We start from the raw sequence: 24,966 nt of genomic DNA, 5'->3' as shown, positions 1-24,966 counted from the left end.
GCCAGAACCCCACATCATCGGAGAAGTTGCGGCGATCAGACCATCGGCGGGTTGAGTCGAGCGAACCCCTCCTGCCGGTGGTACGGAAAGTAGGGGTAGGGCGCCTCGCGACCACTGACCGCGTCGAGACGGGCGATCTGTTCGGCGTCGAGGCGCCAACCCACAGCACCCAGGTTGTCGCGAAGCTGCTGCTCGTTGCGAGCGCCGACGATCACCGAGGAGACTGTGGGTCGGCGCAGCAACCAGTTGAGAGCAACCTGCGCGACGGTGTGCCCGGTCTCGGACGCGATGTCAGTGAGCACGTCGACGACGTCGAACAGCAGGTCGTCGTCGACCGGCGGGCCCGCATCAGCGGTGGCGTGCAACCGGCTTCCTTCTGGGAGGGGTTCGCCCCGTCGGATACGGCCGGTCAGTCTGCCCCAGCCGAGGGGGCTCCACACGATGGCGCCGACGCCTTCTTCAGCCGCAAGCGGCATCAGTTCCCATTCGTAGTCCCGCCCGACGAGCGAGTAGTAGACCTGGTGCGCAACGTACCGCGAATACCTTTGGCGATCAGCAATTCCGAGAGACTTCATCAGTTGCCACCCCGAGAAGTTCGACACACCTGTGTACCGGATCTTGCCCTGCTGCTGAAGGAGGTCGAGGGTGCTGAGCACCTCGTCGATCGGCGTACTCGAGTCGTAGGCGTGCAGCTGGAACAGATCGATCCGGTCGGTCCGCAGCCGCGTGAGCGCGCGCTCGACGGCACCGATCAACCGCGACCGCGAAGACCCGTGGTCGGACGGCCCGTCTCCCATCGGCAAACTCGCTTTCGTCGAGATGAGCACATCGTCGCGACGCCCTTCGACCGCTGCGCCCAGAACCTCCTCCGAGGCCCCGGCGGAGTAGACGTCTGCTGTGTCGAAGAGGGTGATACCCGCCTCCAGACACACGTCGACGATCCTCCGGGCCTGGGTGACATCGAGGTCGCCCCAGGCTCCGAAGAGTTCGCCCGCGCCACCGAATGTGCCTGCACCGAAACTCAGTTCGGACACCACCAGTCCTGAATTGCCTACACGCCGATACTCCACGATCTTCCTCCTTAATGGAACTCCTGTTCCTTTAGCGAAGGTAGCACGGCAGCTCGGTTAATGAAACCGCGTTCCCGTTACACTCATGACATGACTGAGCCAGGAATGGTCAGGCCCGGTGGTCGAACGGCTGCGGTCCGCGCTTCGGTTCTCCGTGCGACCGGAGACGTACTCGCCGAATCAGGCCTGCCCGGCCTCGACCTCATTGACGTGGCCAGTCGTGCCGGTGTGGGCAAGACCACCGTGTATCGCCGGTGGGGTTCGGCGCCCGGCCTGGTGGCAGATCTGTTGTCGGAGATGGCCGCCGAATCCGTGCCGCGGGCAGACACCGGCACCCTGTCCGCCGACCTGCACGCCAATGCCGCACTGGTGCGAAAGACCCTGTCGGACAAGCGTCAAGGTCCGTTGTTCAAGGCGATCATCGCTGCGGCGACCTGCGACGCGCGTACCGCTGACGCACTGGCGCATTTCTACGACACCCGCGTCGCCGAATGGGCACCGTGTGTACTCGACGGGATCACCCGCGGGGAAGCGCCCGCCGGCACCGATGCCACAGCTGCGATCCGGCAGGTGTCAGCACCTCTCTACTATCAGTTCCTCACCTCGACAAGACCGCTGAAGAAGGTCGATGCCGAACGCGCCGCCGAGTCGGCATTGGCCGCGATCGCGGCGGGCGTGCTGGTCTCAGGCCGGTAGCAGGCCGCGCCGACGCAGCAGGGGTTCGATCTCGGCCGGACGGCCCAGGAGTTCCTGGTGTGCGGCAATGGGGTCCACGCTGTCGCCTCGAGAAAGGGTCGTCTCGACGAACCGGGCCCCCAGATCCGAAGACAGGCCACCGCCGGAGAGGAACCACTGTTCGGTCTCGGCGTCGAGGACCTCGGACCAGATGTACGAGTAGTAGCCGGCCGAATATCCGCCACCGAAGATGTGATTGAAGTAGGCGCTGCGGTATCGCGGCGGGATGAGGTCGGCCGCGGCACCGGCCTTGGCCAGTGCCTCCTTCTCGAAGGCCTCGACGTCGTCGATGTCATCCTCGACGGTCACCCGATGCCAGGCCATGTCGAGGATCGCGGCCGCCAGGTACTCGATGGTGCCGTGGGCCGACTCGACGTCCGCGCTTGCCCTCGCGGCCTCGGCGAGGTCATCAGGGATGGGTTGTCCCGTCTCGTGGTGTTTGGCGTACTGTCGCAACACCTCTGGGTGCAGCGCCCACATCTCGTTCACCTGTGAAGGAAACTCGACGAAGTCCCGAGGGACCGATGTCCCCGATTGCGACGGGTACCGCACCGCCGACAGCAGGCCGTGCAGGGCGTGTCCGAACTCGTGGAAGAATGTGGTCAGCTGGTCCATGGTGAGCAGACACTTCTCACCTTCATCGGGTTTTGTCAGATTCAGTACGTTCACGATCACCGGACGGGACTCGAGGAGCAGGCTCTGATCGATGAAGTTGTTCATCCAGGCGCCACCTCGCTTGCTCGGACGGGCGAAGAAGTCGCCGAGGAACAATCCGATCGAAGTGTTGGTGCGGTCGAACACCTGCCAGACACGGACATCAGGGTGATACGTGGGCGCGTTGTCCAACTCGACGAACCGCAGACCATAGAGTCGGCCCGCAGCGTAGAACACTCCATTGGCAAGCGCGCTGTCGAGTTCGAGGTAGTCCGACAGCCCGCTCAACGAGACCGCAGCATGCTGTTCTTGCTGCCGCGCAAGCCAATACGTGAGATCTGCCGGACCTATGTCGGTGCCGACGGTCTCGGTGATGGTGGTGAGCTCGCGCCCTCCTGCCCGCATGGCCGACGCGATCAGGTCTTTCAGCAGTTCCTCGACGGCTTCGGGACTGGGAGCGGTTTCTTCCGCGATCACGTACTCGGCGTGGTCGCGGTAACCCAGTAGACGTGCCCGTTCGGCACGAAGACGGACGATGTCGAGAATGAGTGCGCGGGTGTCGTTGTTGTTGTCACGCGAACAGCGGTTCACCGACGCCTCGTACAGCCGGACCCGGGTGTCGCGATCCTCCAGCACGGCGAGAGCGGATTGGCTCGACGGCAATTCGAGGGTGAGGAGATACCCGGTGTCGTGTCCTGCATCCTGCGCGGCGCGGCGCGCAGCCGCGATCTGGCCGTCGGACAAACCGGTGAGCTTGCCCACGTCGTCGACAAGCACCGCAGAGTCGTTGCTGTCGTTCAGTATTCGCTGACCGAACTCGGTCGTGAGGGTGGCAAGGCGCTCGGAGATCTGCCGCATCCGAGCCTGGCCGTCGGCGTCGAGACCGGCCCCGGCGCGGATCGCGTCGCGATGGCGCCGCTCGAGCAAACGCAGCGATGGCTCGTCCAGACCGAGGCCGTCGCGGTCTTGGAACAACGTGTCGATCCTGGCGAACAAACCAGCGTGCAGTGCGATGGCGTTGCCGTGCGCGGTGAGCTTCGGCGCGAGCTCGGTGGCGATCGCATTGCGCTTGGGGTTGGTGTCGGCACCGGTGAGGTTGAAGAAGATGCCTGCCGCCCGCGCCAACGCCTGCCCGCTGCGTTCGAGTGCCTCGATGGTGTTGGCGAAGGTCGGTTCGGCGCGAGCGCCGGCGATCTTCTCCACCTCACGCAGGTGCTCGGCCATCGCCTCTTCGAAGGCGGGCACGAAGTCGTCGTCGGTGAACGACGGGAAGTCGGGCAGACCGTGCAGATGGGGACTACGGGCCAGGACCGGGTTAGAGGGCATGGCCCGATGGTACTGCGGTGCTTGACTTTCGGTCCTGATTCCCTCCGGCCTTATTTGCCCTTGGGTTTGTCGCTCGACGCATCCGACGACAGTGCAGCCACGAACGCCTCTTGCGGGACCTCCACCCGGCCGATCGTCTTCATCCGCTTCTTGCCCTCTTTCTGCTTCTCGAGGAGCTTGCGCTTACGGCTGATGTCGCCGCCGTAGCACTTGGCCAAGACGTCTTTGCGGATCGCCCGAATGTTCTCGCGCGCAATGATTTTTGCTCCGATCGCAGCCTGGATGGGAACCTCGAACTGCTGGCGGGGAATCAGCTCCTTGAGCTTGGTTGTCATCTTGGTGGCATACGCGGCGGCGCCGTCCTTGTGGACGATCGCACTGAAGGCGTCGACGGCTTCACCCTGCAGGAGGATGTCCACCTTCACCAGGCTCGACACCTGCTCGCCTGCCTCCTCGTAGTCGAGGCTGGCGTAGCCCCGGGTACGCGACTTGAGCGAATCGAAGAAGTCGAAGATGATCTCGGCCATCGGCAGGGTGTAACGCAGTTCCACGCGGGTCTCGGACAGGTAGTCCATCCCACCGAGTTCGCCACGCCGGGACTGGCACAGTTCCATGATCGAACCGACGAATTCGCTCGGTGCGATCACCGTCGTCTTCACGATCGGCTCGAAGATGTTGCGCGCCTTGCCGTCCGGCCAATCGGACGGGTTCGTGACGATGTGCTCGGTGCCGTCCTCCATCTCCACGCGGTACACCACGTTCGGTGCGGTGGAGATCAGGTTGAGGCCGAATTCCCGTTCGAGTCGTTCGCGGCTGATCTCCATGTGCAGCAACCCGAGGAAGCCGCAACGGAAACCGAACCCCAACGCCACCGACGTCTCCGGCTCGTACGCCAGTGCGGCGTCGTTGAGCTGCAGCTTGTCGAGGGCTTCACGCAAGACCGGGTAATCGGATCCGTCCACCGGGTAGAGACCGGAGTAGACCATCGGCCGTGGCTCGCGGTAGCCCGTCAGCGGGGTCTCCGCGCCATGACGCGCAGAGGTGATGGTGTCACCGACCTTGGACTGACGGACGTCTTTCACACCGGTGATCAGATAGCCCACCTCACCGACGCCCAGCCCCTTGGACGGCTTCGGGTCCGGAGAGACGATGCCGACCTCGAGGAGTTCGTGGGTGGTGCCGGTGGACATCATCTTGATCTTCTCGCGGGGCACGATCTTGCCGTCCACCACACGGACGTACGTGACGACGCCGCGATAGGTGTCGTAGACCGAGTCGAAGATCATCGCGCGGGGCGGGGCGTCGGAATCGCCGACCGGAGCCGGGATCAGCCGCACCACCTCGTCGAGCAGCTCCGTGACTCCGACGCCGGTCTTGCCCGAGACCCTCAGGACGTCGTCGGGTTCACAGCCGATGATGTGAGCGATCTCGGCTGCGTAACGGTCCGGGTCGGCGGCCGGCAGGTCGATCTTGTTCAGGACCGGGATGATCGTCAGGTCCTTGTCCAGCGCCAGGTACAGGTTGGCCAACGTCTGAGCCTCGATGCCCTGGGCCGCGTCGACGAGCAGCACTGCGCCTTCACACGCTTCCAGTGCACGTGACACCTCATAGGTGAAGTCCACGTGGCCGGGGGTGTCGATCAGGTGCATCACGTAGTCGGTGCCGTCCACGTTCCAGGGCAGCCGGACGTTCTGGGCCTTGATCGTGATGCCGCGCTCACGTTCGATGTCCATCCGGTCCAGATACTGCGCCCGCATGTCGCGCCCCTCGACCACACCGGTGACCTGCAACATCCGGTCCGCCAACGTCGACTTGCCGTGGTCGATGTGAGCGATGATGCAGAAATTCCGGATCTTCGCGGGATCGGTGAACGTGGTGTCGGAAAGCCTGGGAATTGAACTCACTCCTTGCAGTGGCCGAGATACCCGTCCAGTTTCTCATGCGCAGGCGCATCGACCATCCATCGGCGGTCTCGACGCTAATGTTCAGGACGTGAGCGTCGAGGAGTGGCAGTCAGAAGGTGTGGCCGGCGCATTGCATCGGCCCGATGGCGACCCGCTCGCCGTGGTCGTGCTCGCGCACGGTGCGGGCGGTGACCACAATGCGGTCATCCTGCGCCGCATCGCCGAAGAATTGTGCGACCGCCGGATCGCGGTCGCCCGCATCGACCTGCCCTACCGTCAGAAACGACCGAAGGGACCGCCGCATCCGTCCGGCGCGGCAGCCGACCGCGCAGGGATAGCCGCGGCGTGTGACGCCTTCAGCAGTCAATCGACCGGCCCCCTGATCGTCGGCGGGCATTCTTACGGAGGACGCCAGGCCTCGATGGCGGTGGCCGAGAACCCCGACATCGCCGATGGACTGTTGCTGACCTCGTACCCGCTGCACCCACCCGGACGACCGGAGAAGATGCGCACCGATCACCTGCCCTCCATCGCCAAGCCGGTCCTGGTGGTTCACGGCGCCACCGACCCGTTCGGCACCACGGATGAGCTGACAGCCGCCGTCGCGATGATCCCGTCACCGACCCGATTCCTCGATCTCCCCAGGGTCGGACACGACCTCAAACCCGATCGGTCAGGCGCCCCGCGGCTGATCGCCACCGAAGTCCTCGACTTCTTCTCGATAGGCTGACGGCGTGGCAGGCACCTTGGGACAGATGGCGATGTCGTTGATCCGTCGACACGGGCCGCGCGTGGTGCGCGAACTCACCCGCTCTGCGGCGACACGGCCCGGCCGGCAATCTGCGCCCTCACCGGGTGGGAACCAGGTGACGCGCACGTCGCCGACGGCCACACACGCGCGGCAGATCGCCTACTCTCCCAGCCTCGACGGCGCAGCCGATCCCGGCGAGGTGGTGTGGACCTGGGTCGAGTTCGAAGATGATCCAAGTCGAGGTAAGGACCGTCCGGTCGTGGTGGTCGGACGGGAGGGACCAGCTCTCCTCGGACTCATGCTCTCCAGTCAGGAGCACCGGCGCGACGACGCGAACTGGATGAGCATCGGGACCGGCGAGTGGGACGGTGCCCACCGTGAGAGCTTCGCCCGGCTCGACCGGGTGCTCACGGTGCCCGAACACGCCATCCGCCGCGAGGGTGCGATCGTCGATCGAGGCCAATTCGATCGGATCGCAACGGTTCTGCGGGACCGGTACGGGTGGCGTTGAATCCGGCCACCCATGTCTGACTCAGGACAGCGGCGCCTGCGTCCAGTTGTTGACGAACTCGAGACCGCTGCGCACGAAGAGCTGCGAGACCGGGCACCGTCGTTCGGTTTCGGCGACGAACTCGGCGAATTGTTGCTCGCTCGCGTCTGACTCGACCACGGCCGACACGGTGACCTTGTCGAAGTTGGCGTTACCTTCGGCGCCTTGCACGAGGACGGCGGTGTCGAGATCACCTTGCACCTCGAACGTGAACTCCCCCAACGCGATCCCGAGGTCTTTGGCAACCAGCGACGCGGTGACCTGATTGCATGACGTCAGTGCGCCCAGAGCGTAGAACAACGGACTCGGGGCCTTGTCCTCACCGCCGAACGCTGGGTACGCATCGGTGTGGAACTCGTGAGCCGAGCCGCCGGAGACAAGACGTTGGGCGACCCCGCTACCGGTTGCGCTGACAACAAACGGGACAACGGATCGCTTTGCTGCAGTGGTCATTGCACGACTGTGACACCGGAGCGGCCGCCCACCGAGGGTTTGGCGCACGGCGAGCGAATACGTGGCGATCACGCCAAACGGGTGATCTCTACCTTCACCTCGAGGTCCTTGGCGCCCGCGCCTGTGTAGATCCCCTTGAGCGGAGGCACGTCGGAGTAGTCGCGGCCCACACCGACCGACACATGCTGCTCGGAGATCGCGAGGTCGTTCGTGGGGTCGTATCCCCACCAGCCACCGGTCCAGGCCTCGATCCAGGCATGACTCTGTCCCTCGACCGTACGGTCGATGACCGCCGACCTGCTCGGGTGCAGGTAGCCGGACACATAGCGCGACGGAATGCCGAGGCTGCGCAACATCACCAAGGACAGGTGCGCGTAATCCTGGCAGACGCCTTTCTTCTCTTTCCAGGCCTCGACCGCGGAGGTGTGGACGCCGGTGGTGCCGGGAACGTACTCCATCTCGGTGTGCACCCATTGGCACACGGCGAGCACAGCCTCTTGGGGGGTGAGCCCCTTGGTGAGGCGTTTGGCCACCTGACCGAGCTGCCTGCTCACCGGTACGTAACCGGTGTTGCTCAGCACCTCGTCGTATCGGTCGATCACCGACTCATGGTGCAGCGATTCCCAATCGAGCAATTCGTCGTCCGAAGGCATTGCGTCGGGCTCGGTTTCGACCACCGACAGACCCGACACCTCGAGTTCCTCGTGAGGAGCATGCAGGTCGAAGGCGGTGACCGCGGTCCCCCAGTAGTCGGTGTACCGATACGACCTCGTCGCGGGGATCGTTTCCACGCGGTTGATGATCACGTTCTGCCGGGTATCGCTTCGCGGCGTCAGCCGGGCCTCGTTGTACGAAGAGGTGACCGGGGCGTTGTAGGCAAATCCCGTCGAATGCACGACCCGCAATCGCCAGCTCACAGTTCACTCTCCTCGATGAATCGGTCGACCGAATCGCTTGCGGACGTATCCGCCCAGGCGACATATGGCGATACGTGAAAGTACTGGGCCGTGACGGCCTCGTTGACCTCGCGGCACGTCTCCTGCAGATCGAGCAACCGGGTTTGCAAGTCGTCCAACAACATTCCCGGCTGCATGAACTCGAGCCCGCTTCGTGCCCGACCCAGGAGACGTTGCGCCTCGGCCTGCGCGCCCACCCGGCTCGGCCGGTTGTCGAGCTCGATCAATTGCTGTTCGGCCAAGCTGATCGCGTGGAACACCGATCGCGGGAACAGCCTGTCGAGGAGCAGGAATTCGACCACCCGGGTGGCATCGAGTGCGCCCCGGTAGGTCCGTAGGTAGGTGTCGTGTGCACCCGCGGACCGCAGCACCGTCACCCACGCCGGCGACCCCGACCGGTCACCCGCGCGCGACAACAACATCCGGATGGTCATGTCCACACGCTCGACCGACCGGCCGAGCAGGAGGTAGCGATAACCGTCGTCGTGGCTGAGGGTGGCGTCGGCCAATCCGGCGAACATCGCCGCCCTGTTCTTGACGAAGGACAAGAACTCGTACGGCCCGAGCTTGCGTGACGCCCGCTCGGCGTCACCCAGACCGTTGTAGGTGGTGTTAAGACATTCCCACATCTCGCTGGACGTGACTTCGCGTGCGCCCCTTGCATTTTCCCGGGCCTGACCCACGCTGTCGACGATGGAGCCTGGTTCCTTCTTCGAGTAGGCGACCCGGTCGGTCAACGACCAGGCGTCCAGCTCCACATCAGCTGGGGGCAGCTCCATCCCCAGCACCTTCAAGACCAGTCGACACCGGCCGTCGGGATCGACCGTGGCGTCCTCGAGCAGTTGGTGTACCGCCACATCGAGGATCCGGGCTGTGTCGTCGGCGCGTTCTACGTAGCGTCCGATCCAGTACAGGGATTCGGCGTTGCGTGCGAGCATCATCGGCGGGCACCACCCTGCTGCGACATCGACTGACTCTGCGTCTGACCGGTCGGACCCTGGGTCTGACTGTGTCGACCGGTCACACCCGCCTGCTGTTGTTGCTGTTGTTGCTGATCCTGCATGGCGGCGGTGTCCGGCCCCTGCTCGGTGGGAGTGCTCGGAGCCCTGAGGTCTTGGCTCCGGACGAGTTCGTCGCCCGAGAGTTCTCGCTCCTCACCCGAGGTACGGGTCGCGAGAACCCAGGTGTCCTTGGAGCCGCCACCCTGGCTCGAGTTGACCACCAGACTGCCCTCGGGAAGCGCCACCCGGGTCAGCCCGCCGGGCAGCACCCACACCGACTCGCCATCGTTGACGGCGAACGGTCGCAGATCCACGTGACGCGGCGCCAGTTTGCCACCGATCTTCGTGGGCACCGTCGAGAGTTGCACCACCGGTTGCGCGATCCAGCCGCGAGGGTCGAGTCTGACCTTGCGCGCCAGGACGTCCAATTCCTCCGAGGTCGCATCGGGACCGAAGACGATGCCGTAACCCCCTGATCCTTCAACGGGTTTCACCACGAGTTCGTCGATCCGGTCGAGCACCTCCTCGCGCTCGTCGTCGAGCCAGCAGCGCAGGGTGTCGACGTTGCCGAGGCTGGGCTTTTCACCGAGGTAGTACTCGATGATCTCGGGAACGTAGGTGTACGTGAGCTTGTCGTCACCGACCCCGTTGCCGACGGCACTGGAGATCACCACGTTCCCGGCACGTGCCGCGTTGAGCAGTCCGGCGACGCCCAGCATGGAGTCGGGGCGGAACTGCATCGGGTCGAGGAAGTCGTCGTCGATGCGGCGGTAGATCACGTCTACTCGCTGCTCCCCCTCCGTGGTTCGCATGTACACCACGTTGTCGCGGCAGAAGAGGTCGCGACCCTCCACCAATTCCACGCCCATCTGCCTGGCCAGCAGCGAGTGCTCGAAGTACGCAGAGTTCGCCACTCCGGGGGTGAGGACAACGACGTTCGGGTCGGCCTCGTTGAATGCCGCCGACGCCCGCAAGGCCCGGAGCAGATGGGTCGAATAGTCGCCGACAGCCCGAACCCGGTGTGAGGCAAACAGATCCGGGAACACCCTGGCCATGGTGCGACGGTTCTCCATCACGTACGACACACCCGATGGCGAACGCAGGTTGTCCTCGAGCACCCGGAAGTCACCGTGCTCGTCGCGGATCAGGTCGATGCCGGCGACGTGGATGCGAACTCCGTTGGGAGGCCTGATGCCCACCGCTTGGCGATGGAAGTGTTCGCACGAGGTGATCAGCCGTTTGGGAACGACCCCGTCGCGCAGGATCTCCTGCTCGCCGTAGATGTCGTCGAGGAACATCTCCAGGGCTTTGACCCGCTGGGTGATTCCGCGCTCGAGCTTCGCCCATTCGCCTGCCGAGATGACTCGGGGGACCACGTCGAGAGGGAAGGGGCGCTCCTGCCCCGACAGCGAGAACGTGATGCCTTGATCGATGAAGGCCCGACCGAGAGCGTCGACGCGGGTGTCGAGGTCGGCACCGTCGTAACTGCCCAGGGACTTGTGGATCCCCCGGTACGGTCCGCGAACCTCGCCGTTGTCGTCGAACATCTCGTCGAACGCGCCGTCATAAGGGCCCGCGGCGTAGCCGTTGAAGATGCCACTCGGCTTCGCAACGCCTTTCGCCGCGGTCTTCTTGGCCGGCGATTTGGAACCGTTGCCTTTCGGCCCGGCCACCTTTGCCGGCTTCTTCTTGCCCGTCGTGGTCTCGGCTGACACCTTGGTACCGGTGGCGCGAGTGGCCACGGCGCGCTTTGACCCTGCTGCAGTTGCCGCACTCATGTGAACATCGTGCCGTAAGTGGCTGGTGTTGGCAGTCTTGCCCGCGGTATCCGCCAGCTGCGCCGCGGCGATTTGGGTGCATACCGGGCCGGCTGGTAACGTAGTGCGCTGGTGCTGACACCAAAACCCGTATCGCTGAGCTAAGGAAAACACACGCGTGGCAAACATCAAGTCGCAGATCAAGCGGAACAAGACCAACGACAGCGCACGGCTGCGCAATCAGTCGGTGAAGTCGTCGCTGCGGACCGCGATTCGCTCTTTCCGCGAGGCCGTCGCAGCGGGCGAGAAGGACAAGGCTTCCGAGCTGCTGGTCAGCACCAGCAAGAAGCTCGACAAGGCCGCGAGCAAGGGCGTCATCCACGCCAACCAGGCAGCCAACAAGAAATCGGCGATGGCTGTCTCGCTCAACAAGCTCTGATCGAGCCCGCCCGATGACCGGGCACAACTGAACTTTCCACACCTCGCTCACCCCGACGATCCCCCACGCGGTCGTCGGGGTGAGCGTCGTTTGTCTTCACCGCGTTCTCGGACCGGAGCCGTTGACCGTGCCGAAACTCCCGTTCACCGGGCCCTAATTCGCATCGACCGTGCCGAAACGCTCGTTCACCGGGCCCTAGTTCGCATCGACTGTGCCGAAACGCTCGTTCACCGTGCCGTAAGTCGAATCGAGCGGGCCTGAGTACCTCAGTGTTGCCGATCGCTACAGCTTATTGAGATGCTCGTGCCCACTTTTCGGCACGGTCGGCGGCTGTTTCGGCACGGTCAGCGGCTGTTTCGGCACGGTCGGCGGGGTCAGCGGCGACGAGAGGGACGCAGATCAGCGACCGCGGCCACCGCGCGTTGCAGACTGTAATCCGCGTCGGCGGCTTGGCCTTTCACCTCGCCGTTCAAGGTCGCCACCACGGTCATCGCCTTGGCGATGGACACCGAGTCCCATGCCGACGCCTGACCCTGAACCTTCTTCACCCGCCACGGCGGCATCCCCAGTTCCGACGCAGCCGAATACTGATCCATCCTGCCGATACCGCGCACCCGGGCGATCGCATGCACCGCTTCGGCCAACGCATCGGCGAGCAGAACGTGCGGGACACCGTGATGATGAGCCCATTGCAATGATTCCAGGGCTCCAGGCCGGTCGCCGGTGACCGCCTTGTCGGCGACTTCGAAGCCGGTGATCTCTGGGCGGCCCGAGTAGTAGCGGGCGACCGCGGCCACGTCCACCTTGCCCCCGGTGTCGGCGGCCAGCTGACTGCAGGCCGCAGCCAGCTCGCGCAGGTCTGCCCGTACCGAATCCAGGATCTTCTCGATGACATCGGGGCCCGCCTTCACCCCGTGACTGCGTAACTCGTTGCGGACGAAGTCCGCTCGCGCCGATGGTTTGAGTGCAGCGCAGTCGTGTTCTTCGACACCTGACTTCCGCAGGGCAGCGACCATGGATTTCGCACGCCCCGACCCTGAGTGGACCACCACCAGCGTGACGCCTTCTGGTGGACTCGCTGCCACTTCGGTGACCAGCTTGGCCGGTTCCTTCCCTGCTTCACCGGCGGCCTCCAGGATCACGATGCGGTCTTCGGCGAACAACGACGGACTGAGCAGTTCTGCGAGTTCGTGTTCGGTCGAATCTCCGGCGCGCAGCCGCGTCACCGGGATATCGCCGGGATTGTCGACCGACCCCCTGACGCCGGCAACGATGCCCGCGGTTGCCCGCTCACAGAGGAACTCGTCGTCGCCCAACACCAGATGCACACTGCTCACCCGGCCATCGTGCCAGAGACCGACGACAGGTCACCACAGAGTGATGGTGGCCATCGGAAGTGAACTCAACTGCTCGGCCACCACCACCATCCACCACAGGGCCGGACCGACGAACCGGACCAGCAACGTTGCCAGCGGCGGGCAGAGCACCACCAGGGCTGCAGCGGCCGTACCCAGCACGGTGATGGGCGGGACCGCAAGTGTCACCGCGATGTTCGCGACGATCGCCACCAGGCTGATCTGACCGCTGATCATCACGACGATCGGGAGGGTGACCACCTGCGCCGCGACGGCGACGGCCAGCACCTCGGCGAGACCACCCGGAACGCGGTGACGTCGAAGCCGATCCACGATCGGCGGTGCCATCACGATCAGCCCAGCGGTTGCCGCGACCGACAACATGAATCCCGGATGGACGGCAAAGGCGGGCCAGATCAGCAACAGCACAACGATGGCCGTACACAACGCAGGCATCGCCTGGGCCCGTCGCCTGACCAGCAATGCGAGCAGTCCCACCGCACCCATCACAGCTGCCCGCACCACACTCGGACTCGGTCGGACCAGCAGCACGAAAACCACGATGGCGCAGGCGATCACAACCACCGAGAGACGGGGCCCGGCGCCCGCCGCTCGCACGGCGAGGAGCAGAGCACCGATGATTATTGCAAAATTGGCGCCCGACACAGCCGTGAGGTGCGACAGGCCGCACGTTCGGAATGCGGTCTTGACGTCCTCGTCCAGAGTCGAGATGTCCCCCAGCACCATTCCGGGCACCAAACCCGATTCCGGGGTACCCAGTGCCCGTGAGGCCGTCTCCTGGAACCGGGTACGCACCTGAGCTCCGGCGCGCTGATACCAGGGCGGCGCACGTACCCGGCTCGGCGGTGTGGAGACGGTCAGCGTGGCCACGGTAAGGTCGGCGCGGCGCGGCGCCGACACCTTGGCGACAGTCGAGAGGGTCTGTCCCGGAACAAGACCGGACCATCCGTCCATCGGCCCCAGCACGGTCGCCGCCGCGTCGGCGACATCCCGGCCCCGCACCGACACCACATCAACCGCAAGCACCACCCGATCGGTGCCGGCGACGATGCGCGGGTCGTCTGACACCCGAAGGGTCATGGTTGTCTTGCTTCCGCGCATCGACTCGGCCGCCAGCGGGTGCTCGGCCAGTTGGTGCTGACGCACCACCAGTGCCCACCCGAATCCGGCCATGGTTCCGGCCACCCCGAGCACCACGGGCAGAACCAGCAGCCGAGATCCGTGTGCTGTCCAGACGATCGCCGCGAGCGCGACCACACTGGCCGATATGCTCGCCGCAACCGTGATGCCAAGGGGGCCAACGATCCCCACAGCCGTCATCGTCCACGCTCCGACCGCCGCGGGCACCAGCCGCACGTCGAGGCCCACCGACGTGGGCGCCCGGACGTCGATGCCGGTCACACCGTGACCTTGTCCTTCAGCTTCTCCAGGCGAGCGGGACCGATCCCGTCGACTTCAGCCAGCTGATCGACTGAGGTGAAGCTCCCGTGGGCCTGCCGCCACGCGATGATCGCGGCCGCGGTGACCGGGCCCACCCCGGGGAGCGTGTCCAGCTCGGCTTCGGTCGCCGTGTTCAGGTTCACCTTGCCCGCCCCATCGGCCGTTCCTGCCGGAGCAGGCCCGGGTGGTGCGGTGCCGGCAGCGGCCGGCGGACTCCCGGCACCGTCCACCGCCACGACGGCACTGCGCATCTGAAAGCCTCCCGCCGGGTCGGTGAAACCGACGAGTACCTGATCGCCGTCGCGAAGTGGCTGAGCCAGGTTGAGGGTCAACAGATCTGCGTTCTGCTTCGCTCCTCCGGCCTTGTCGATGGCGTCGGCGACACGAGCTTGCGGGGGTAACCGGACCAGTCCGGGACGGTGCACCAAACCGACCACGCTCACCACCAGTTCCGCCAGGGGCGCAGTGCTCGGCGCTGGTGGCGCAGTGCCCGCCGGGGCCGGGACACCCGCCGATTCCGGGAAGCTGACGGGGACCTCTGATCCCGCGTCGGGCCCGGCGAACGCGGTGTACAACGCGATCAGAGTTGCCACGACTCCGACCGACACCAAGCCGATCGCCGCTGCCGGGGTCGAACGCCATCGCCGTCGCAGCGGTCCGGCGTCGACGTCGTCGGGGTCATCGGTCCAGTGACCACGTGCGCCGCCGGCCGCACCAGCCGGCGGGGCATCGCCACCGCCGCCGGGCGAATCCGGGTTGTCGTGCATCCACTGCGCCGAACCGAGCCAGGCAGGGGCCATCGGTTCTGCCACCGGGACAGATGGTTCAGGCGTGTCCGACGCGGTCGGCGAGGCCGTCAACCGGTCCAGGTTGCTTCTCATACCCGAACGGTAGGAGGCAGATCTCTGCGTTCAGATCAGAACGCGGCCCGGCGACGCGGGGCTGTGCACAACCCGTCGAGTGTTGACAAAGTCAGTCGACGTCGATGTGGTCGAGCGACGTTGTCACAGCGATCCCCACCGCACCGCTCCCCACATGTCGCGACAACACGGGCCCGAGGTCGGATTGCACCAGTGAGGTGATGGTGAGCTTGGACTGCAGGGAGTCGATGATCTGCTCGGCCAATTCGGGTGCGTCGCAATGCTGTACACCCAGCGTGATGGGGCGGCGTTCGGCGACGTCCACGGCCGTGTCGATCATCTTGGCGATCGCCTTGGACATGGTTCGCTGTTTTTCCTTCAGCGCAAGCGTGCCATCGACCACCCGAAGTATCGGTTTGATCGCGAGGGCCGAGGCGAACAGGCGGGTGGTGGCACCGATGCGGCCACTCGACCGCAGGTTCTCGAGTTGTTGTACGCACAGTAGGCACTCCGTGGTGGACCCCACCCGGATCGCTGCCTCATACGCCCGGTCCATGTCGGCGCCGGTTTCCGCGGTCTGCGCGGCGGCGATCGCCGCAAACCCGACCCCCAGCCCCACGGTGCGAGAATCGACCACTCGGATGCGGCCCTGGAACTTCTCGGCCGCCAGTCTCGCCGAGCCCCACGTCCCACTGAACCGCCGCGACAGATGCACGGCGATCACGCCGTCTCCGTCGCTGAGGTCGACCGCTTTCTCATAGGCAGCCTCGAGGTCTGCCGGGGAGACGCCGGATGTGGTGGTCTGAGGATCGTTGAAGATGTCCGGGCCGATGTCGTCGACATCCTCGAGCAGATCCTGATCGGCGGTCAGCACATGCATGGGTACTTGCTCGATGCGGTACCGCTCGCGGATCGGCGCGGGTAGGCGGGCCGACGAGTCGGTGACGATGGTGACGGTCACAGTGCCACGCTAGTCGCGGTGGCGGCGGCGACGGCATCGCCCACCAGGTCGGCCACCTCCAGATGACAGCCGAACCCCCAGTGGATCCCGTCCGGGTTGCCTTCACCGTCATCGAAGTGGCGTGCCGTCGGCTCCAGCAGGTCGACCAGGGGCACCTGCGCCTGCGTCGCCCAATCAGTGATCGCGCCAACGGTTTTGGGTCGCCCGGCATGCACATTCCCGTAGTACGGACTCCGATGGGTGGACGGCAGGCAGGCGACCACCGGAAGGTCGGGTCGAACCGCGACCAAGGCCTCGTGGATCTTCGTCAGGTAGTCGGTGGTCAACGCGGGCGGCAACGCCAACGGCCATCCGAGCGGCGAGAGTCGCGGCTGCAGCCACCCGTATGCGTTGCGCACCTGCTGCCGCAGTGCCGGAGGACGGATGTACCGAATCTGCTCACGTAGCGCCGTCGGAAGTGGGGACGGCAACGAATCCATCCCGCCGAAGGCGAACACCACGGCCTTGGCCCTCGGAACTGCCGACCAGATCCGCGGGTCCTGGGTGAGGGCCCACCACACGTCACGGCTGGTCCACCCGATGCGCCCGAACAACTCCAGACGCAGATCCAGGCGATCGGCCGCCAGAACCGGCCAGATCCGGGTGTCATCGGCAGGTAGACCACCGGTGGGTCCGTAGTAGGCCAGCGAGTCGGACAGGACCAGCAGGCTGTCGCGGTCCGGCGGTCGACTCGGCGAGTTGCCGTCGCTTGAACTCATCAACCGGTCACTGCACCGCGTCGTCGGCGACCTCGGCCGATGCGTTCCACACATCGAGCCGCCACGTGGTCTCGTCGTCGGCGCCGTGACCGCTCAGCTGGACCCAACTCGTGTTGGCGAGACCCCCGAGCACGGGCCAGTGGCTCACCGGCAACCGCAGCAGGCCCGCAGTCATCGCAGCGATGACCCCGCCGTGAGCAACCAGGACCACGGGGGCGTCCGCGTCGTCTCCGCGACCCCAGTCCCCCAACTCGGCCACGAGTTCGTCGACCACCGGCATGCTGCGCTGCGCCACATCGGTGCGACTCTCGCCACCGGGCGGTCGCCATGAGGCATCGTCGCGCCACACCTTGCGGGCCCCGGGCATCTGCGCATCCACTTCATGGTGGGTCAGACCCTGCCACTCACCGAGATGGGTTTCGCGCAGACGCCGATCCGTGGCAACCTCCACACCCACCTGATCCGCCAGGGCGGCCGCAGTGTCGCGGGCCCGCCTCAGATCAGACGAGATGATCAACCGAGGGCCGCGCGCAGCCAGCACCTTCGCCGCCGCGGCGGCCTGCCGGACTCCGAGTTCGGACAGGTCGGTGTCGAGTTGTCCCTGCATGCGACTGCCTGCGTTGTAGTCGGTCTGACCGTGACGCAGGAGAAGCAGTCGTCGTACAACCGGGGTCATCCGTTCGATGCTCGAGTCGTGACCGTCCGGCCGAATCGACTCATTCACCAAGGTCACCCCGATCGCTGTCACCGGCTTCCACACTGGACTCGATTCCGGGGATCTCGATGATCGGGCAGTCTTTCCACAGTCGTTCGAGAGCGTAGAACTCACGCTCCTCGTTGTGCAGCACGTGGATCACCACATCGATGTAGTCGAGAAGGGTCCAGCGGCCTTCTCTGGTCCCCTCCCGACGGACAGGCTTGTTGCCGGCCTCGCGGAGCTTTTCTTCGATCTCGTCGGCGATCGACGCGACCTGACGTTCGTTGTCGGCCGATGCGATCACGAAACAGTCGGTGATCACGAGCTGTTCGGACACGTCGATCACGATGACGTTGGCGGCCAACTTGTCGGCGGCCGCGTGGGCGGCCACGGTTGCCATGGAAACCGCCTCGGATGACGCTGTCACTGAATGCCTTTCGATTGGTATAACTTTCGCTTGCTGATGTACTGAACCACCCCGTCGGGAACGAGGTACCACACCGGTCGGCCGGTGCCGGCTCGCATCCGGCAGTCGGTCGAAGAAATGGCCAGCGCCGGTATCTCCATCAGATGAAGGGTATCGGGCGGCAGCTTGTCGAGGTGCTGGTCGAGATGCGCGGCGCCGAGTTCATACCCTGGCCGACTCACGCCGACGAAGCTGGCGAACTCGAACAGACCCTCCCAGTTCTGCCACGACAGGATCGATGCCAACGCGTCGGCGCCGGTGATGAAGAACAACTCCGCGTCCGGGTTGAGGGTGTGCAGGTCGCGAAGGGTGTCGACGGTGTACGTGTCCCCGTGGCGATCGATGTCGACCCGACTCACCGAGAACCGGGGGTTGGCCGCGGTGGCGATCACCGTCATCAGGTAGCGGTCTTCCGGTGGGCTCACGTTCCGGTCCGACCGGTTCTTCTGCCACGGTCGTCCGGTGGGGACAAAGATGACCTCGTCCAGTTCGAACCGGTCGGCGACCTCACTCGCCGCCACCAGGTGACCGTTGTGGATCGGGTCGAAAGTGCCGCCCATCACCCCGATCCGTCGACCGCGCGGCTGCTGTCGGTCTGGCGCGATCTCGGGCATAGGGGCTGAGTGTACTGAGCACGTGAGGTCCACAGCAGATCAGACCGGCAGCAGGTTGGCGATGACCTTGGCGAGTTGGCCGGCATTGCGACATTCGTGCATCTCGATGACCGCCGAGTAGGTGCCGGCCACCGAGTCCCCCGTGTCCCAGTTCACCGCGGCTTCCGGATTGAGCCAATAGGCATGCCGGGTGCTCTCGACCATGCGCGTGAGCGCGTCGAGTTGGGGGTCGTGGTAGTTGTTGCGCCCGTCGCCCAGGATCAGCAGTGCGCCCCGGCGCGTGAGGGCATCCAGGTGGTCGTCCGCAAACCCGCCGAACGCGTGACCGTAGTCCGAGTGACCGTCGCGGGTGATTAATCGGGCGCCGGCGAGCATCTCGCGAACAGCTGTCGCGAAGTCGAGATCGGGCCCGTCGAAATGCTCGGTGACCTCATCCACGGTGTCGACGAACGCGAACACCCTGACCTTCGAGAACTGTTGGCGTAGGGCGTAGACGAGCTGCAGGGTGAACTGCGAGAACCCGGCCACCGAGCCCGAGACATCACACAGGACAACCAATTCGGGCCTGCCGGGCCGAGGTTTGCGGCGCACCAGGTCGATGGGCACACCGCCGGTGGACATCGACGCCCGCAACGTTTTGCGTACGTCGATCGAGCCACGGTGGGCGCGTCGCCTGCGGATCTCGAGGCGCGCTGCCAGTAGCCGTGCCAGCGGAGCGATGGTGCGACGGACCTCCGCGAGATCAGCTGCGCCGGCAGAGAGGAAATTGACCCGTTCGGGAAGATTGGGGACCGCGTACTGCGAGACCTGCTCGCGGCCGTTCCGCTGGGCCATCCGGCGCCTGGTCTCCGCTTCGATCAACGACCTGAACTTCTGTACCCGGTCGGCCGCTGCCCGCCGGTACAGCGGTTCGGTGCCGGCGGTCTCGTCGCCCGCGCCGGCCGCCATGGCGGCGGCGATCTGCGCGATCAGGGTCTGGGGATTGATCGTCGACATCGCCTGATATGTCGAGAACGCCGGACCGCGATTGGATCGGTAACTGCCGAGCTGCGCCACAGCCATCGCCGCGAAGGCGGCGAGTTCGGCCTGCGCCTGCGGTGAGTCGTCCGCTAGCAACTCGGCGAGCCGTTCACGCACCGCGTCCACGTCGATGTTCCCCTCGGCGTCAGGGGCGAAGGCGTCGTCGTCGACGCCGCTGCGTTCGCCCATGCCCAACGGGAACCAGAGGTCGAAGACCGAATCGAACACTCTGCGATGTCCGTTGTCGTGCAGGAGTGTGCACGCCATGCCCTCACGGAAGCTGTCCCGGTCGAGCAGATCCAGCACTTCCGTCGCCTGGCCCGCATCGATCAGGTTGGCCGGTCCGACGACGATGCCGCGGGCCCGCAGATCATCCACGAATCCGGTGAGCTGGCTGATGAACGGGGCATCCACGGGCGCGCTCAGCTCAACTTCAGCTCTTTGAGCGCGGTGGCCAGGTCGGGACGATGTTTGAGGACCACGCCGAGGGTCTTCGCGATGACCCCGTCGTCGATCCGTGACCCGGGCTTCTCCCCCACTCCCAAGGCCAGCAAGGTGTTGGCCCAGTCGATCGTCTCGGCAACCGATGGCTTCTTACGAATGTCGAGGGTGCGGAGAACTCCGATGATGCGCACCAGTTCCTTCGCGACGGATTCGGCGAGCTGCGGGACGCGACTGGCGAGGATCTCGCGCTCGCGGACCGCATCGGGGAAGTCGATGTAGAGGTACAGGCAGCGTCGCTTGAGGGCTTCGGACAGTTCGCGCGTCGCGTTGGAGGTGAGCAGGACGATGGGCCGCCGGTCGGCGGTCACGGTGCCCATCTCCGGAATGGTGATCGCGAAGTCGCTGAGCACCTCGAGCAGCAGGCCCTCGATGTCGACGTCGGCCTTGTCGACCTCATCGATCAGCAGCACCGTCGGGCCGGGCTGCGAAATCGCTTTCAGCAGTGGCCGGGGCAGGAGGAACTCGTCCGAGAAGATGTCGGCTTTCGTCTCGTCCCATCCGCGCTGCCCTGTCGCCTGGATGGCGAGGATCTGCTTGGCGTGATTCCACTCATACAGTGCGCGAGCCTCGTCGATGCCCTCATAGCACTGCAGTCGCACCAGATCGGCGTTCGTCGACTGCGAGATGGCGCGGGCGAGTTCGGTTTTACCCACACCGGCCGGTCCCTCGACCAGGAGCGGTTTGCCCAGCCGGTCGGCAAGGAACACCGACGTGGAGGTCGCGTCGTCGGCGAGATAACCGACCCCGGCGAGCGTTTCGCGGACGCCGGGCACATCGGTGAAACTAGGCTGTACGCCCACAGGTCACTCCTCAGGATCGAAAATCAGGTGTCGGCCGGCTCGTCCACCGGGTCAGCGAGGCCGCGTCTGGCCGTTCCCCCACGCGATCCACTTCGTGGACGTGAGTTCCGGGAGCCCCATCGGTCCACGGGCATGCAATTTCTGTGTGGAGATACCGATCTCGGCGCCGAAGCCGAATTGTTCACCGTCGGTGAATGCGGTCGACGCGTTCACCATCACAGCGGCAGCATCGACGCGATTGGTGAACTCTTCGGCGGCAGCGAGATCCGTGGTGACGATGGCCTCGGTGTGGCTGGTGCCGTACCGGTCGATGTGGTCGATCGCCTCGTCGATCCCACCCACGATCTTCACAGCGATGTCGAGGGTGAGATATTCGTCGGCCCAATCCTGCTCGGTCGCCGGAACCATGCCCGGTTCGTCCCCGTGGATGGTCACCCCCGAGGTCTGCAAGACCTGGGTCAGGCGCGGCAGTGCGGTCTCCGCGATGGCCCGGTCGACCAAGACGGTCTCCGCGGTGTTGCACACGCTCGGCCGGCGGGTCTTGGAGTTGATCACCAGATCCTCGGCCATATCGAGGTCGGCGGCGGCGTGAATGTAGATGTGGCAGTTGCCCGTACCGGTCTCGATGGTCGGCACGGTCGCGTTCTCCACCACTGCCTTGATCAACCCTGCACCACCACGTGGGATCACCACATCGACCAGTCCACGAGCCCGGATCAGATGGGTCACACTCGACCGGTCGTCGGACGGGAGCAGTTGGACGGCATCAGCGGGTACACCAGCGGCGGTCAGCGTCTCGCGCAGGATGCGTACCAGCTCTGCGTTCGAACCCGCCGCGGACGACGACCCACGAAGCAGCGCTGCGTTACCCGATTTCAGCGCGATGCCGAATGCGTCGACGGTGACGTTGGGCCGCGCCTCGTACACCATCCCGACGACACCGAGGGGCACCCGGACCTGACGCAACTGCATCCCGTTGGGCAGCGTCTTGCCCTGGATGACGTCGCCGATCGGATCGGGTAGGACGGCGACTTGCCGCAGGCCCTGGGCGATGCCCTCGACGCGGTCGGCGGTCAGACGCAGGCGGTCGATGAGACTGGCCTCCACACCCGCAGCCTCGGCCCGGGCGACATCCCCGGCGTTCGCCGCCAGAATGGCATCGGTCTGGACGAGAAGGGCCTCCGCTGCGTCATGCAGCACCTGGTTCTTCTGGATGGTCGTCAGTCGGGCCAGCACCCTGGACGCGGCTTTCGCCGCGGTCGCCTGGGCACGAACGATCTGTTCGACATCAGCCGCAGTGGTGATGGAAGCACTCATCGGTCCAGGATAAGGGTTCGGGGAGTTCATCCCTGATCGACGTCATCCTGGCGGCCGTCTTGTGCGCTGTCGAACGAGCCATGGCGGCCCGCTCCCCCTGCGAACCGCGAAGCGCCGGCCACGGTGTCGCTTGCCAACGACGTCAGTCCATGCGCGAACTCATTGCTCAGTGCGTCTCTCTCTGTCATACCTTCCTGCTCGATCACCGACAGCCGGTCCTGACGTAGACACGTCTGCGGGAAGGCAGCGATCTCGCGCGCGAGCAGCTTCGCGGCGCGCACCGCTTCGCCGTGCGGCACCACCCTGTTCACCAAGCCGATGTGATGAGCTTCCGCCGCCGAGACCGCTCGTCCGGTCAGGATGAGGTCCATCGCATGCGAGGTGCCGATCAGGCGCGGCAACCGTACGGTGCCGCCGTCGATCAGCGGCACACCCCAGCGGCGACAGAACACACCGAGAACAGCGTCGTCCTCGGCTATCCGCATGTCGGCCCACAAAGCCAGTTCGAGCCCGCCGGCGACCGCGTGTCCGCTGATGGCCGCGATCACCGGTTTGGTCAGTTGCATTCGCGTCGGTCCCATCGGGCCGTCGCCATCGGGCTCCACCCGGTTGACCTTGTCTCCTGTCGCGACCGCTTTGAGATCTGCACCAGCGCAGAAGGTTCCGCCTTCTCCGTGCAGTACCGCGACCGCGGCGTCGGAGTCGGCGTCGAATGCGCGAAAGGCGTCCGCCAGCGCTGCGGCGGTCTCGCCGTCGACGGCGTTGCGCACGTCGGGCCGGTTGATGCCGATCATGGTGACCGATCCTTCGCGGCGCACCACCACTGTGTTCGTCATGTGTCTCCTTGGCCGGGTGGGTCCGAACGTATCGCCGAAACCGCAGCGGCGATACCACTTCGCGCAGCCAGACTTACCTGGGGGAAGCGACGTATTCCGTCGCTCTGGCTGCGGACCGGCGTGCCGCCGACTGCAGATCCGATCCCGCGGCCAGGTATGCGGCGAGAGAACCGACGAAGTGGTCACCGGCTCCCGTGGTGTCATGTGCGTGCACCTTCTCGACGTCGAATGTCTCGACCGAGCCGCCCGTGGCAACCACCACGCCGCGTGCGCCGAGAGTGATGACCACCGAGCGCGCCACCTCCAGGAGTCGCCGGGCCATGTCACCGGGATCAGTGAGCCGTCGGTCGTCGCAGTAGTACTCGGCCTCCATCGCGTTGACCACCAACGGGTCGGCCGCGCTCAAGATGTTGTCGTCCAGCGGGGCGACCGGGCTGGGGTTGAGAATGAAACGACAGTCGCCGGCTTCGGTCCATTTCACCACGGCCGCCGTGACCGATCGTGGTGATTCGAGTTGCGTCAGAACAACTTTCGGGGCAAGAGCGTCGAGCGCAGCGGTGACGTGGTCCGCCGAGACCCGATCATTGGCACCGGAGATGACGATGATGCTGTTGTCGCCATCGGAATCGACCTCGATGACGGCGCGGCCACTGGCGCCGGCCATCTCGACGACGTGGCGGGTGTCCACGCCGGCGGCGTCCTGGTGCCGGCGCATCGTTGTACCCGCGTCGTCGTCGCCCACTGCACCGATCAGGGCGGTGGGGCCGATGTCTGCTGCCGCGAGTGCCTGATTCGCCCCTTTACCGCCGGGCCGTTCGACGTAGCTCGTGCCCATCACCGTCTCGCCGACCCGTGGCCGGCGGTCGGTGCGGACCACGAGGTCCAGGTTCAACGTGCCGACCACTGCGACCAGTGACGAGCCTACGTCCGATGCTGTTGCTGTTGCTGTCTCGGGACTACGCATGTCTGCAATTGTCCCCCGACGACCGCGCCGTTGTCGCCGTCCTGACCCAAGGCGGAAGATCAGGCACGCTCGACCAGTATCTCGGCCCGATCTGCGGACGGCATTCAACAGGTGGCCAGGGCCTTTCGGAGCACGGGATACGACGCGCGGTCGAGATACAGCCCGTACGCTCGCACCACCCTGACGAACTGGGTCGCATACTGGCAGTGGAACGCCGCGTTGGCGGGCATCCATCGCGAGGGCTGCTTGTCGCTCTTGTCCTGGTTCGCTTCCCCGTCGACCGCCACCAGATTCGCGGGATCGTTCGCAAACCGTTGTCTCACAACGGCCTCCCAGCGACGCGCACCCATCGACCATGCGTAGGCCAACGGCACGATGTGGTCGATCTGCACCTTGGCGCCGGACCCTTTGCCCCGCCGGAAGACAATCCAGCGCCCGCTGTACGGGCTCTGTAGTTCACCGGAGGCCACTGCTCGCGGGCAACTGTCGATAGCCGTGAACACCTTGTCGCGCAGGTCTCGATCAAGGATGTCGTTGCGGGTGTCGCATCCGTTGCCCGCACCGCGCGCATCGGTACCGTCGGTCCACGCCTCGCCGAAGGAGCTGCGTTCGTAGTCGGTCGATTCCGGGCGCTCCGCGAGTGCCGGGATCAACGCCAAGTCGGCCAGAACCGCTCGGGCATCGGTGGATGCGATGTGCGAATCCACACCGGAGAGCCCGTCGGTCGCCGCGAACACCGCCGCCATCGCGAAGGCGA

Annotated in this window: 25 protein-coding genes; 4 read left to right on the top strand and 21 right to left on the bottom strand. The window is 65.5% G+C overall.

Annotated features, from left to right (window positions below; genetic code table 11):
- Nucleotides 1-35: 35 nt before the first annotated feature.
- Nucleotides 36-1,070, bottom strand: coding sequence for an aldo/keto reductase (locus CSW57_RS19785; protein WP_099384214.1), 1,035 nt, complete (start codon nt 1,068-1,070; stop codon nt 36-38).
- A 90-nt stretch (nt 1,071-1,160) separates the two neighbouring features.
- On the opposite strand from CSW57_RS19785, the gene CSW57_RS19780 reads away from it, so the two are divergent.
- Nucleotides 1,161-1,766, top strand: coding sequence for a TetR-like C-terminal domain-containing protein (locus CSW57_RS19780; protein WP_099384213.1), 606 nt, complete (start codon nt 1,161-1,163; stop codon nt 1,764-1,766).
- Here CSW57_RS19780 and CSW57_RS19775 read toward each other — a convergent pair.
- Together CSW57_RS19775 and lepA are read right to left on the bottom strand one after the other, a co-directional pair.
- On the bottom strand, nt 1,755-3,785 hold the full coding sequence (locus CSW57_RS19775) for a M3 family metallopeptidase (RefSeq protein ID WP_099384212.1): 2,031 nt from the start codon (nt 3,783-3,785) through the stop codon (nt 1,755-1,757). The two genes, CSW57_RS19780 and CSW57_RS19775, sit on opposite strands and share 12 nt — an antisense overlap.
- A 50-nt stretch (nt 3,786-3,835) precedes the next feature.
- The gene (gene lepA / locus CSW57_RS19770; RefSeq protein ID WP_033335880.1) at nt 3,836-5,698 is read right to left on the bottom strand and encodes a translation elongation factor 4; all 1,863 of its coding nucleotides are present in this window, start codon (nt 5,696-5,698) and stop codon (nt 3,836-3,838) included.
- Between the two features lie 79 nt (nt 5,699-5,777).
- Between lepA and CSW57_RS19765 the strand changes: the two genes are divergently transcribed.
- Together CSW57_RS19765 and CSW57_RS19760 are read left to right on the top strand one after the other, a co-directional pair.
- Nucleotides 5,778-6,419, top strand: coding sequence for an alpha/beta hydrolase family protein (locus CSW57_RS19765; protein WP_223249359.1), 642 nt, complete (start codon nt 5,778-5,780; stop codon nt 6,417-6,419).
- Between the two features lie 4 nt (nt 6,420-6,423).
- Nucleotides 6,424-6,951, top strand: a complete 528-nt coding sequence (locus tag CSW57_RS19760) for a type II toxin-antitoxin system PemK/MazF family toxin (RefSeq protein WP_370623992.1) — start codon at nt 6,424-6,426, stop codon at nt 6,949-6,951.
- Nucleotides 6,952-6,972: 21 nt separating this feature from the next.
- Here the strand turns inward: CSW57_RS19760 and CSW57_RS19755 are convergent, their stop codons facing one another.
- From CSW57_RS19755 to CSW57_RS19740, 4 genes are all read right to left on the bottom strand, one after another.
- The gene (locus tag CSW57_RS19755) at nt 6,973-7,443 is read right to left on the bottom strand and encodes an OsmC family protein (protein ID WP_099384211.1); all 471 of its coding nucleotides are present in this window, start codon (nt 7,441-7,443) and stop codon (nt 6,973-6,975) included.
- Nucleotides 7,444-7,511: 68 nt separating this feature from the next.
- Entirely contained in the window at nt 7,512-8,360 is an 849-nt protein-coding gene (locus CSW57_RS19750) for a transglutaminase family protein (protein ID WP_099384210.1), read from the bottom strand.
- The gene (locus tag CSW57_RS19745) at nt 8,357-9,337 is read right to left on the bottom strand and encodes an alpha-E domain-containing protein (RefSeq protein ID WP_189339380.1); all 981 of its coding nucleotides are present in this window, start codon (nt 9,335-9,337) and stop codon (nt 8,357-8,359) included. The genes CSW57_RS19750 and CSW57_RS19745 overlap by 4 nt, the downstream gene beginning before the upstream one ends.
- Nucleotides 9,337-11,178: a circularly permuted type 2 ATP-grasp protein gene (locus CSW57_RS19740; RefSeq protein ID WP_099384208.1), complete on the bottom strand. Its 1,842-nt coding sequence runs from the start codon at nt 11,176-11,178 to the stop codon at nt 9,337-9,339. The genes CSW57_RS19745 and CSW57_RS19740 overlap by 1 nt, the downstream gene beginning before the upstream one ends.
- 157 nt (nt 11,179-11,335) lie before the next feature.
- Here CSW57_RS19740 and rpsT point away from each other — a divergent pair, with 157 nt between their 5' ends.
- Nucleotides 11,336-11,596: a 30S ribosomal protein S20 gene (gene rpsT, locus CSW57_RS19735; RefSeq protein WP_030171942.1), complete on the top strand. Its 261-nt coding sequence runs from the start codon at nt 11,336-11,338 to the stop codon at nt 11,594-11,596.
- Between the two features lie 374 nt (nt 11,597-11,970).
- On the opposite strand, the gene holA is transcribed toward rpsT, so the two are convergent.
- The 14 genes from holA to CSW57_RS19665 all read right to left on the bottom strand — a co-directional run bounded on the left by holA (nt 11,971) and on the right by CSW57_RS19665 (nt 24,955).
- Entirely contained in the window at nt 11,971-12,933 is a 963-nt protein-coding gene (gene holA, locus CSW57_RS19730; protein WP_099384207.1) for a DNA polymerase III subunit delta, read from the bottom strand.
- 30 nt (nt 12,934-12,963) lie between these two features.
- Nucleotides 12,964-14,373, bottom strand: coding sequence for a ComEC/Rec2 family competence protein (locus tag CSW57_RS19725; RefSeq protein ID WP_223249358.1), 1,410 nt, complete (start codon nt 14,371-14,373; stop codon nt 12,964-12,966).
- Nucleotides 14,370-15,293 carry a ComEA family DNA-binding protein gene (locus CSW57_RS19720; RefSeq protein WP_099384206.1) on the bottom strand — a complete coding sequence of 308 codons (924 nt, stop codon included), beginning with the start codon at nt 15,291-15,293 and terminating at the stop codon, nt 14,370-14,372. Before CSW57_RS19720 ends, CSW57_RS19725 begins: the two co-directional genes overlap by 4 nt.
- A gap of 91 nt (nt 15,294-15,384) precedes the next feature.
- A complete protein-coding gene (locus CSW57_RS19715; RefSeq protein ID WP_023954026.1) occupies nt 15,385-16,233 on the bottom strand; it encodes a DegV family protein in 849 nt (282 codons plus the stop codon).
- On the bottom strand, nt 16,230-16,991 hold the full coding sequence (gene octT, locus CSW57_RS19710; RefSeq protein ID WP_099384205.1) for a diglucosylglycerate octanoyltransferase: 762 nt from the start codon (nt 16,989-16,991) through the stop codon (nt 16,230-16,232). Before octT ends, CSW57_RS19715 begins: the two co-directional genes overlap by 4 nt.
- Before the next feature lie 7 nt (nt 16,992-16,998).
- On the bottom strand, nt 16,999-17,667 hold the full coding sequence (locus tag CSW57_RS19705; RefSeq protein WP_099384638.1) for a histidine phosphatase family protein: 669 nt from the start codon (nt 17,665-17,667) through the stop codon (nt 16,999-17,001).
- A 40-nt stretch (nt 17,668-17,707) separates the two neighbouring features.
- The gene (gene rsfS / locus CSW57_RS19700; protein WP_099384204.1) at nt 17,708-18,115 is read right to left on the bottom strand and encodes a ribosome silencing factor; all 408 of its coding nucleotides are present in this window, start codon (nt 18,113-18,115) and stop codon (nt 17,708-17,710) included.
- Nucleotides 18,112-18,768, bottom strand: coding sequence for a nicotinate-nucleotide adenylyltransferase (gene nadD / locus CSW57_RS19695; RefSeq protein ID WP_370623990.1), 657 nt, complete (start codon nt 18,766-18,768; stop codon nt 18,112-18,114). The genes rsfS and nadD overlap by 4 nt, the downstream gene beginning before the upstream one ends.
- Nucleotides 18,769-18,807: 39 nt before the next feature.
- Nucleotides 18,808-20,202 (bottom strand): vWA domain-containing protein, encoded by a 1,395-nt coding sequence (locus tag CSW57_RS19690; protein WP_099384203.1) that lies wholly within the window; start codon nt 20,200-20,202, stop codon nt 18,808-18,810.
- Nucleotides 20,203-20,210: 8 nt separating this feature from the next.
- The gene (locus CSW57_RS19685; protein ID WP_099384202.1) at nt 20,211-21,092 is read right to left on the bottom strand and encodes an AAA family ATPase; all 882 of its coding nucleotides are present in this window, start codon (nt 21,090-21,092) and stop codon (nt 20,211-20,213) included.
- A 51-nt stretch (nt 21,093-21,143) separates the two neighbouring features.
- Nucleotides 21,144-22,439 carry a glutamate-5-semialdehyde dehydrogenase gene (locus CSW57_RS19680; RefSeq protein WP_099384201.1) on the bottom strand — a complete coding sequence of 432 codons (1,296 nt, stop codon included), beginning with the start codon at nt 22,437-22,439 and terminating at the stop codon, nt 21,144-21,146.
- Nucleotides 22,436-23,245, bottom strand: coding sequence for a crotonase/enoyl-CoA hydratase family protein (locus CSW57_RS19675; RefSeq protein WP_099384200.1), 810 nt, complete (start codon nt 23,243-23,245; stop codon nt 22,436-22,438). Before CSW57_RS19675 ends, CSW57_RS19680 begins: the two co-directional genes overlap by 4 nt.
- 73 nt (nt 23,246-23,318) lie before the next feature.
- Entirely contained in the window at nt 23,319-24,209 is an 891-nt protein-coding gene (locus tag CSW57_RS19670) for a ribokinase (RefSeq protein ID WP_099384199.1), read from the bottom strand.
- A 104-nt stretch (nt 24,210-24,313) separates the two neighbouring features.
- Nucleotides 24,314-24,955: an HNH endonuclease family protein gene (locus tag CSW57_RS19665; RefSeq protein ID WP_099384636.1), complete on the bottom strand. Its 642-nt coding sequence runs from the start codon at nt 24,953-24,955 to the stop codon at nt 24,314-24,316.
- Nucleotides 24,956-24,966 lie beyond the last annotated feature (11 nt).

It is taken from the genome of Williamsia muralis, from assembly GCF_002735905.1.
Classification (GTDB): domain Bacteria; phylum Actinomycetota; class Actinomycetes; order Mycobacteriales; family Mycobacteriaceae; genus Williamsia; species Williamsia muralis_A.
This window is presented reverse-complemented; position numbering and strand designations above follow the sequence as displayed.